8 protein-coding genes, 1 pseudogene and 1 riboswitch are annotated in these 9,530 nt (G+C 63.6%); of the genes and pseudogenes, 3 read left to right on the top strand and 6 right to left on the bottom strand.

The window, feature by feature from the left end:
• Positions 1–515: pseudogene (locus tag EN943_RS30735) on the top strand (GguC protein); the annotation flags it as partial.
• Between the two features lie 203 nt (positions 516–718).
• Here EN943_RS30735 and EN943_RS30745 read toward each other — a convergent pair.
• Together EN943_RS30745 and EN943_RS30750 are read right to left on the bottom strand one after the other, a co-directional pair.
• Positions 719–1,492: an ABC transporter substrate-binding protein gene (locus EN943_RS30745; protein ID WP_127415834.1), complete on the bottom strand. Its 774-nt coding sequence runs from the start codon at positions 1,490–1,492 to the stop codon at positions 719–721.
• Positions 1,493–1,593: 101 nt separating this feature from the next.
• A complete protein-coding gene (locus EN943_RS30750; RefSeq protein ID WP_127415835.1) occupies positions 1,594–2,688 on the bottom strand; it encodes a 2'-deoxycytidine 5'-triphosphate deaminase in 1,095 nt (364 codons plus the stop codon).
• Between the two features lie 74 nt (positions 2,689–2,762).
• Positions 2,763–2,840, top strand: a riboswitch (SAM riboswitch).
• 57 nt (positions 2,841–2,897) lie between these two features.
• Here EN943_RS30750 and EN943_RS30755 point away from each other — a divergent pair.
• Positions 2,898–4,085, top strand: coding sequence for an O-succinylhomoserine sulfhydrylase (locus tag EN943_RS30755; RefSeq protein WP_127415836.1), 1,188 nt, complete (start codon positions 2,898–2,900; stop codon positions 4,083–4,085).
• Positions 4,086–4,092: 7 nt separating this feature from the next.
• Here EN943_RS30755 and EN943_RS30760 read toward each other — a convergent pair whose 3' ends face one another.
• On the bottom strand, positions 4,093–5,244 hold the full coding sequence (locus tag EN943_RS30760; RefSeq protein WP_127415837.1) for a ceramide glucosyltransferase: 1,152 nt from the start codon (positions 5,242–5,244) through the stop codon (positions 4,093–4,095).
• 245 nt (positions 5,245–5,489) lie between these two features.
• Here EN943_RS30760 and apaG point away from each other — a divergent pair, with 245 nt between their 5' ends.
• Complete coding sequence (gene apaG, locus EN943_RS30765) at positions 5,490–5,882, top strand: Co2+/Mg2+ efflux protein ApaG (RefSeq protein WP_013533640.1); 393 nt, start codon at positions 5,490–5,492, stop codon at positions 5,880–5,882.
• Positions 5,883–5,928: 46 nt separating this feature from the next.
• Here apaG and EN943_RS30770 read toward each other — a convergent pair whose 3' ends face one another.
• The 3 genes from EN943_RS30770 to EN943_RS30780 all read right to left on the bottom strand — a co-directional run bounded on the left by EN943_RS30770 (position 5,929) and on the right by EN943_RS30780 (position 9,167).
• Positions 5,929–6,960, bottom strand: coding sequence for an Hsp33 family molecular chaperone (locus EN943_RS30770; protein WP_127415838.1), 1,032 nt, complete (start codon positions 6,958–6,960; stop codon positions 5,929–5,931).
• 78 nt (positions 6,961–7,038) lie between these two features.
• Positions 7,039–7,950: an ornithine carbamoyltransferase gene (gene argF / locus EN943_RS30775; RefSeq protein WP_127415839.1), complete on the bottom strand. Its 912-nt coding sequence runs from the start codon at positions 7,948–7,950 to the stop codon at positions 7,039–7,041.
• Between the two features lie 17 nt (positions 7,951–7,967).
• Complete coding sequence (locus EN943_RS30780) at positions 7,968–9,167, bottom strand: aspartate aminotransferase family protein (protein ID WP_127415840.1); 1,200 nt, start codon at positions 9,165–9,167, stop codon at positions 7,968–7,970.
• Positions 9,168–9,530 lie beyond the last annotated feature (363 nt).

The raw sequence follows: 9,530 nt of genomic DNA on the forward strand, positions 1-9,530 counted from the left end.
CCTTCGCCAAGGACGCCGGCGAAGAGCCCGAGGTGGCCGGCATCTATGTCATCGGCGATGACGGCGCGCCTTTCCGCGTCGGCTTCACGCTGTCGAACGAGTTTTCCGACCACGTCACCGAGCGTGTGAACTATCTGTTCCTCGCCCATTCCAAGCTGCGCAACGCCTCGTTCGGGCCGGAGATCCTGATCGGCGACCTGCCGTCCGACATCCGCGGCACCTCGCGCATCGTGCGCGACAGCGAGGTGCTGTGGGAAAAGCCGTTTCTGTCCGGCGAAGCGAACATGTCGCACACCATCGCCAATCTCGAACATCATCATTTCAAATACGCGGCCTTCCGCCAGCCGGGAGACGTGCATGTGCATATGTTCGGCACGGCGACGCTGTCCTTCGCCGACGGCATCAGGACCGAGGCCGGCGATGTGTTCGAGATCGAGGCCGGGGATTTCGGCCTGCCGCTGCGCAACCCGCTGGAGATCGAGCAGCCGGTGAAGGTGGCGGTGAAGGCGCTTTGAGGCGTCGATGACAGCGTGATCTCCCCCCCTCGTGGGGGAGATGGCCGGCAGGCCAGAGGGGGGCGCTGTCCCGCCAACGGCTCCATCCTACTTGGTTTTTCTTTCGAACCAGTCTGCTGGTGCAGAGAGGTCGCGATCCTTCGCGCCCCCCTCTGCCCTGCCGGGCATCTTCCCCACGAGGGGGGAGATTGGCAGCGTCAACCTCAATAAATATCGAAGTCGAAATACTTGGCCTGGATCTTCTTGTAGGTGCCGTCGGCGACGATCGCGTCGATGGCCGCGTTGAGCTTGTCGCGCAGGGCCGTGTCTTCCAAGCGCACGGCAATGCCGGCCTGCGTCTCGGTGCCCTTGACGTCGCCGACCAGCTTGCAGCAGCCGTCGCTTGCCTTCTTCAGCCAGTCCATCAGCACGAACTTGTCCGAGATCACGGCGTCAAGACGGCCGTTGGTCAGGTCTGTGATCGCCTCTTCCTGGGTCGGGTAGAGCTTTGCCTCAGCGCCCGCCTTGCCATATTCATTCTGGGCATAATCGGCCTGCGTGGTCGAAGCCTGGGCGCCCACCGTCTTGCCGGCAAGGGCCGCCGGTTCGGTCGAGGTGAGATCGCTGTCCTTCGGCGCCACCAGAGCGAGCGGTGTCGTATAATATTTGTTGGTGAAGGCGACCTGCTTCTTGCGCTCCTCGGTGATGCTCATCGAGGCGATGATGGCGTCGAACTTCTTGGCCTGCAAAGCGGGAATGATGCCGTCCCAATCCTGGGTGACGATTTCGCACTCGACCTTCATCTGCGCGCACAGCGCATTGGCGATGTCGATATCGAAGCCCTCAACCTTGCCGTCGGCGGTAATGGTGTTGAACGGCGGATAGGCGCCCTCGGTGCCGATCTTGATTTTCTCCGCCGCCTGCACCGACAGAGAGCCGGCCAGTGTTGCCAGCATGGCAGCGCCTGCCGCCGATATGACCCATTTTGAAAATCGCATTTTCTTGGTTCCCCTTGAACGCCGCCAGCTTGACGGGCGGCAAGGCAGCCAAGCATGGCGAGCCGGTACAGGCAAGTATTTTGCCTGACGGTGATAGACGCTCAGCGCGCGGCGCGGAAATGCTTGGACAGCTTCAGGCCCTGCGCCTGATAGTTGGAACCGAGATCGGTGCCGTAGAGCGCCTGCGGCCGCTTCAGCATATGCTCGTAGACCAGCCGGCCGACGATCTGGCCGTGGTCGAGGATGAACGGCACTTCGTGGCTGCGCACTTCCAGCACCGCCCGGCTGCCGGTACCCCCGGACGCCGAGTGGCCGAAGCCCGGATCGAAGAAGCCGGCATAGTGGACGCGGAATTCGCCGACCAGCGGATCGAAGGGCGTCATCTCGGCGGCGTAGAGCGGCGGCACGTGCACCGCTTCCTGGCTGACGAGGATGTAGAATTCATCGGGATCGAGCACCAGTTCGCCGGCGCCGCTCTTGTGGATCGGCTCCCAGAAGTCGACGACCTCCTGGGCCGCGCGCTTGTCGACATCGACGAGGCCGGTGTGATGCTTGCCGCGATAGCCGACCAGGCCGTTCTGATCGCCGTTGAGATCGATCGACAGCGCGATGCCGCCGCCGGAAATGTTCGGCGGCTCGGTGGCGACCAGCATCTGCGTGCGATGCAGATCGTGCAACTCGGCTTCAGAGAGCAACGCATTGCCGGTGCGGAAACGGATCTGCGACAGGCGTGAGCCGGTGCGAACCACGATCGGGAAGGTGCGCGGACTGACTTCCAGAAAGAGCGGGCCATGATAGCCGGCGGCGATCTTGTCGAACTCGTGGCCGCGATCTGTCATGACGCGGGTGAAGATGTCGAGCCGCCCGGTCGAGCTCTTCGGATTGGCCGAGGCCGAAATGTCCGCCGGCAGCGCCAGGCTTTCAAGCAAGGGCACGATATAGACGCAGCCGGTCTCCAGCACCGCGCCATCGGCAAGATTGATCTCGTGCAGCTGCAGCCGGTCGAGCTTTTCCGAAACCTTGTGATTGGGGCCGGGCAGGAAGGAGGCGCGCACCCGCCAGGCCTTGTCGCCGAGCCTGAGATCGAGGCTGGCCGGCTGGATCTGGTCGGCGTCGAGGGCACGCGCCGACTTCAGCGCGCCGGATTGGAACAGCGCCGATATGTCCTGATCGGGAAGAATGCCTGTCTGCCGCAAGGCTCCACTCCTGCTTGGTACAAACCTCTTAATGAAGCCGGCAATTGACGCAAGCGCGGTGCGGGTCTAAAGGGTCGTTATCCCGTGGTGATTTGGCCGGTCGGCTTGCAGCCACGTTAAACAAGTCGCTAAAGGACCGTCGGGCCGCAAGGCCGTATGGACCGGTTGCGACTTTCGCGGCCGGTTTTTTTGTGTCTGGAAGAAAAGCGATGAGCACCAAGAAGCACAACTGGAAGCCCCAGACGGCACTCGTGCACAGCGGAACGCAGCGTTCCGGTTTCGGCGAAACGTCGGAAGCGATTTACCTCACCCAAGGCTATGTCTACGAAACGGCGCAAGCCGCCGAAGCCCGTTTCAAGGGCGAGGAGCCAGGCTTCATCTATTCGCGCTACGCCAATCCGACCGTCGACATGTTCGAAAAGCGCATGTGCGCCCTGGAAGGCGCCGAAGACGCGCGCGCCACCGCGTCGGGCATGGCGGCGGTGACGGCGGCGCTTCTGTGCAGCGCCAAGGCCGGCGACCATATCGTGGCGGCGCGTGCGCTGTTCGGCTCCTGCCGCTGGGTGGTCGAGACACTGGCGCCGAGATACGGCATCGAAGCGACGCTGGTCGACGGCACCGACATCGCCAACTGGGAAAAGGCGGTCAAGCCGAACACCAAGCTGTTCTTCCTGGAAAGCCCAACCAATCCGACATTGGAAGTGGTCGATATCGCCGCTGTGGCTTCGCTTGCCAATTCGATCGGCGCAAGGCTGATCGTCGACAATGTCTTCGCCACGCCCCTGCAGCAGAAGCCCTTGCAGCTCGGCGCCCATATCGTCGTCTATTCGGCGACCAAGCACATAGACGGCCAGGGGCGCTGTCTCGGCGGCGTGATCCTGTCGGACAAGAAGTGGATCGACGAGAACCTACACGACTATTTCCGCCATACCGGCCCAAGCCTTTCGCCCTTCAACGCCTGGACGTTGCTGAAGGGCCTGGAGACGCTGCCGCTGCGCGTGCGCCAACAGACGGAAAGCGCAGGCAAGATCGCGGATTTCCTGGCCGAGCGGCCGGAAATCGCCCGCGTCATCTATCCCGGCCGCGCCGACCATCCGCAGGCCGCTATCGTCAAGAAGCAGATGTCGGGCGGCTCGACGCTGATCTGCCTCGACGTCAAGGGCGGCAAGCAGGCGGCCTTCGCCTTGCAGAACGCGCTCGACATCGTCCTGATCTCCAACAATCTGGGTGACGCTAAGAGCCTGATCACCCACCCGGCGACGACGACGCACAAGAATTTGAGCGACGAGGCGCGCGCCGAGCTCGGCATCGGGCCGGGCACGCTCAGGCTGTCGGTTGGGCTGGAAGACACCGACGATCTGCTCGAGGACATCGCGCAGGCGCTGAAGGCCAGGTAGGCGGCCTTCAGGCGCCGGACGGCGTCTCTTCCAGCTCGGCCGTCTTGGTACCGATGGTCATCGCATTGCCGCGCCAGTCGACGGCGCCGCCGAGCCAGCCGCGCCCCCACATCGCCGGCAGGATCAGGTCGCGCGCCATGATCGCGGCGACCATGCGTGACGACAGGTACCAGCCCTTGGACCACGCCAGCGCGCACTCGGGAAGGTAGAAGGCTGCCAGCACGGCAATGGCGGTTGCCCAGAGGCTGAAACCGGCACCGGCCGCTGCAATCAGCGCAAGCACCAGCGGCACCACGGCGCCCGTCAGGATTTCGGGCGCGAAGAACAGCGGGAAAGTGACGCGGCGCAGGCGCGCCCAACGGGCCTGACGCGACCAGATCTCGTCAAACGAGCGCCGGCCAAGCGGCTGCTCGAAGGGGGCGGCGACGAGATTGACGCGCAGGCCGAGACTGTTCACCAGCTTGGTCGCGGCGGCATCCTCCGCGATCTCGGCGGCCAGCGCGCGGATGCCGCCATTGGCGTCGAGCATCGGCTTGTTCCAGAGCATGCTCTTGCCCTGGGCAAAGCCAAGGCCGAGCGCATCGCCGGCATATTGCCAGCGCGCCTGCAGCGTGTTGAGGAAAGCGCATTCGACCTCGGCCCAGAAGCCGGCCGGCCGCGACCCGATCGGCGTTGAGCAGACAAGGCCGGTTCCGGGCCGCCAGGCAGCCATCAGGTGCTGGATGTAGTCCCTCGGCATCAGCACGTTGGAATCGGCCAGGACGACCCAGTCGTGCCGCGCCGCTTCCCAGCCCTTGACGCAATTGTTGAGTTTCGGATTGGCGCTGATGCGGTCGTCGCCGACAAGCAGCCGGGCCGGCACTTCCGGAAACCGGACGATCGTCCTGTTTATCAATTTGACCACCGGATCGTCGGCATGGGCGACGCAGAAAATCAGCTCGTAGCGCGGCCAGTCGAGCGAAAAGGCGCACTCCAGCGTCTCCTGCGTGAACGGCTCGACGCCGCGCAACGGCACAACGATCGACACCGGCCGCGGCTTGCCGGCCGGCGGCGCAATGGTGCGGCGCCGTTTCAGACGCGAAGCGGCGAGCACGATGCTGGCGAGATTTGAGAGGATGAGGACAGTTGAAAGCGTGGCGGCTATGAGAGTGAGTTCCATCGAGATCCGGTCACTCCAGGAAAACCGGTCCGCCAGAACAATCTGGCTGGCATGACGACCGATTCAACAGTTCGACAGAGCGCCCGAGTCGCGCGGCACTGGTCGGCGCAACACCATCATTGTCATGTGTCACTTAAATGACATTCTTTGCCGCCACCTGCCGTTCAGCCGGTAATGACAGGACGCGCACCGTTGACCAGCCCGCGTGGAGCGCCGAAAGTTACCGGATTGTTTTGGAGCCGCTTATGTATAGCGCCGTCACGCGCAACATCGAAGTGCAGGTCAGGCCGTTCTATCTGGAGGACCGCTCGGATCCCTCGGAGAACCGCTATGTCTGGGGCTATCAGATAACGATCGACAATCAGTCGGACGATTTCGTGCAGCTTCTGTCGCGTTATTGGCACATCACCGACGGCACCGGCCGGGTCGAGGAAGTGCGTGGCCCCGGCGTGGTCGGTGACCAGCCCGAACTCAATCCCGGCGACAGCTACCAGTACACGTCCGGTTGCCCGCTCTCGACACCGTCCGGCATCATGGTCGGGCACTACACGATGCGCAACAAGCGGGGCGAGACGTTCGACATCGCCATTCCGGCGTTCTCACTGGACCTGCCGGGGACGCGGCGGACGGTGAATTGATTTCGCCTCACCGGCCGCGGAGCGGCGGTGAGGCGTGGTTTCTACTCTACTGGGCCGCAAATTCCGCCGGGTCGAAGTCATATTGCTTCGAGCAGAATTCGCAGGCGACGTGGATGCCGCCGTCTTCCGTGCTGTCCTTGATCTCCTGCGCGGAAAAACCCTCGAGGATGCCGCGGATCTTGTCCCTGGAGCACGAGCACTGGTCGGCGACCGGAACGCCGCCGAAGACGCGCACGCCATGCTCGTGGAACAGCCTGTAGAGCAGCCGCTCGGCGCCGATCGTCGGGTCGATCAGTTCGGTCGGCTCGATCGTACCGAGCAGCGCCAGCAACTCCTGCCAGGAATTGTCGACCGGATCGTGGATCTCCTCGCGCGGATCGCCATCGCCACCCGGCAGGTCCGGCACGCGCATACGCTCGGGCGACTGCGGCAGGAATTGCGCCAGGATGCCGCCGGCGCGCCACTGCTCGCGGGCGCCGCCGGGACCGGGCGTCAAAAGCTTGGCCACCGACAGCCTGAGATCTGTCGGGATCTGTTCCGACTGGCGAAAATAAGTGCGTGCCGCGTCTTCCAGGGTCTCGCCATCGAGCTGGACGATACCCTGATAGCGCTGCGTATGAGCACCCTGGTCGATGGTCAGCGCCAGCACGCCGCTGCCGAGCAGCGTCTGCTGTGACGTTTCGCCTGCCTCGACCAGCGCTTCCAGCCGGTCGGCATCGAAACGCGCATAGGCGCGCAATGCCGATGGCGTGGAAAAATCCGCGACCAGCATGTCGACAGGCCCGTCGGTGCGGGTTTGCAGGATGAATTTGCCCTCGAACTTCAGCGAAGTGCCGAGCAGCACGGTCAGCACACAGGCTTCCGCCAGCAAGCGGGCGACCGGTTCGGGATAATCATGGCGGCTGAGGATGGCGTCCAGCATCGGCCCGAGTTGGACCGTGCGGCCGCGCACATCGAGAGGGCCGACCTCGAACGGCACGACGTGATCGTCGCCGGCATAGCCGAATTCGCCGAGTTTGGGGTGATGTTCAGTCACTTGATAGGTTTCCAACATGACAAAGCTCCGGGGCGCGGCCATGCCGCCCTCCGGGGCGCATGCGTCGAAACGCGCTGTTTTTGCGTGATGGCCCGCAGATAGGCATCACACCTCCGGAGATCAAGCGCCGAGGCACCAGGCCAGCACGGCCTTCTGGGCATGGAGCCGGTTCTCAGCCTCGTCGAAGACCACCGAATGCGGTCCGTCGATGACCTCGTCTGTCACTTCCTCGCCGCGATGCGCCGGCAGGCAGTGCATGAACAGCGCGTCGGACTTGGCCCTGGCCATCAGCTTGGCATTGACCTGGTAGGGCGAGAACACGTTGTGGCCGCGGGCACGATGCTCCTGGCCCATCGACACCCAGCAATCGGTGACGATGCAGTCGGCCTGATCGACGGCTTCCTCGGGCGAGCGGGTGAAGTGCAGCTTGCCGCCATGCGCCTGCGACCAGTCGATATGCTTCTGCGCCGGCTCGCTGCCCTCGGGCACGGCGACGTTGAGGTTGAAGCGGAATCGGGCCGACGCCTCCAGCAAGGAATGCAGCACATTGTTGCCGTCGCCGGTCCAGGCGATGGTCTTGCCGGCGACCGGACCGCGATGTTCCTCGAAGGTCATGATATCGGCCATCAGCTGGCAGGGATGGGTCTCGTCGGTCAGTCCGTTGATCACCGGCACGGTGGCGTTCTCGGTCAATTCGAGCAGCCGCTCATGCGAGGTGGTGCGGATCATGATCGCATCGACATAGCGCGACAGCACCTTGGCGGTGTCGGCAATGGTCTCGGAACGGCCGAGCTGCATTTCGGTGCCGGTCAGCATGATGGTCTCGCCGCCGAGCTGCCGCATGCCGACGTCGAAGGAGACGCGTGTGCGCGTCGACGGCTTGTCGAAGATCATCGCCAGCACCTTGCCTTCGAGCGGTTTGGTGCGCTCGCCGGCCTTGAGGCGCGCCTTTCGCACCACCGCATCGTCCAGCATGAAGCGCAAATCGCCTTCGGAAACGGTGGAAAGATCGGTGAAATGGCGAACTGACATCAGCAATGGTTCCGGGATTACTTCGCCGCGGCGGAAGCGATCGCCTCCGCCAGGCCCTTGGCGCCGGCGCGGATGCGGTTGAGCGCGTCATGGATCTCGGCGTCGGTGACGGTGAGCGGCGGCAACAGGCGAATGACGTTGTCGCCGGCTGGAACCGCCAGCAGGTGCTGGTCGCGCAAGGCCATGTTCACCTTGGTGTTGGGCATGGCGCATTTGAGGCCGAGCATCAGCCCGGCACCCCTGATGTCCTCGATGATTTCGGGAAACTCGTCGGCGACCGACGCCAGCCCCTGCTTCATCAGCAGCGCCTTGCGCTGGACATCTTCGAGGAAGCCGTCTTCCAGCACGACATCGAGCACGGCGTTGCCAACAGCCATGGCAAGCGGGTTGCCGCCGAACGTGGTGCCATGCACACCAGCGGTCATGCCGACGGCCGCTTCATCCGTGGCGAGGCAGGCGCCCATCGGGAAGCCGCCGCCAATGCCCTTGGCGATCGCCATGATGTCGGGCGTAACACCTGACCATTCATGCGCGAACAGCTTGCCGGTGCGGCCGATGCCGCACTGGACCTCGTCGAAGATCAACAGCAGGCCGTGCTGCTCGCACAATTGCCTGAGCCGCTTCAGCGACTGCGTCGGCACCGGACGGATACCGCCCTCACCCTGCACCGGCTCGATCAGGATGGCGGCCGTCTCCGGCGTGATTGCCTTTTCGGCGGCGTCGATGTCATCGAAACCGACCTGATCGAAACCTTCGACCTTGGGGCCGAAGCCCTCGAGATATTTGTACTGGCCGCCGGCCGCGATGGTTGCCAGCGTGCGGCCATGGAAGGCGCCTTCGAAGGTGATAACACGGAAGCGCTCGGGGTGTCCGTTGACGAACTGGTAGCGGCGCGCCGTCTTGATCGCGCATTCCAGCGCCTCGGCGCCGGAATTGGTGAAGAACACCTTGTCGGCGAAGGTGGCGTCGGCCAGCCGCTCGCCAAGCCGGTTCTGCCCGGGGATCTCGTAGAGGTTGGAGACATGCCACAGCTTGGCGGCCTGCTCGGTGAGTGCGGCGACCAGATGCGGATGACTGTGGCCCAGCGAATTGACAGCGATGCCGCCGGCAAAATCGAGATATCGCTCGCCCTTGTCGGTAATCAGCCATGTGCCTTCCCCGTGGTCGAAGGCCAGGGGTGCGCGAGCAAAGGTCTCGTAAAGCGCCGAACCGCTCATTATATGCGTCTCCGGTACCGGAAAATCAAAAAGCCGCCAAAGCGGCGGCCTGTGCGGCTTATCCTGTTTTTCGGCCATGAAGTCAACGAAAACGTCGCGTAGTGGCGCGCGGCAAGCCCCCCGACGGGACGCCGGCTCATAAGCGACCGGGCAAGTTGGGGAAAACCGAAAAAACCGATTCGTGTTGCACTTGGGACTCTTGTCACCGAGTCAGCGCATAGAGTAGTTGTAGTCGAGAAATAACTAGATTTCGTGCGGCGGACCTAATCACCAGATATATGTGGTGTCTGCCCCGGCAAACCTTGCCGGGTCGGGAGAAGGATTCCGATTGCCGCACGCTTAGAGGAGCGCGGTCTCATGAAC

Origin of the sequence: Mesorhizobium sp. M7A.F.Ca.US.006.01.1.1 (assembly GCF_003997935.1) — a bacterium.
Classification (GTDB): domain Bacteria; phylum Pseudomonadota; class Alphaproteobacteria; order Rhizobiales; family Rhizobiaceae; genus Mesorhizobium.

Excerpts from the sequence above, each read along its gene's own strand:
- EN943_RS30745 (WP_127415834.1), bottom strand. The coding sequence starts at position 1,492 with ATGCGATTTTCAAAATGGGTCATATCGGCGGCAGGCGCTGCCATGCTG.
- EN943_RS30755 (WP_127415836.1), top strand. The coding sequence starts at position 2,898 with ATGAGCACCAAGAAGCACAACTGGAAGCCCCAGACGGCACTCGTGCAC.
- EN943_RS30760 (WP_127415837.1), bottom strand. The coding sequence starts at position 5,244 with ATGGAACTCACTCTCATAGCCGCCACGCTTTCAACTGTCCTCATCCTC.
- apaG (WP_013533640.1), top strand. The coding sequence starts at position 5,490 with ATGTATAGCGCCGTCACGCGCAACATCGAAGTGCAGGTCAGGCCGTTC.
- EN943_RS30770 (WP_127415838.1), bottom strand. The coding sequence starts at position 6,960 with ATGGCCGCGCCCCGGAGCTTTGTCATGTTGGAAACCTATCAAGTGACT.
- argF (WP_127415839.1), bottom strand. The coding sequence starts at position 7,950 with ATGTCAGTTCGCCATTTCACCGATCTTTCCACCGTTTCCGAAGGCGAT.
- EN943_RS30780 (WP_127415840.1), bottom strand. The coding sequence starts at position 9,167 with ATGAGCGGTTCGGCGCTTTACGAGACCTTTGCTCGCGCACCCCTGGCC.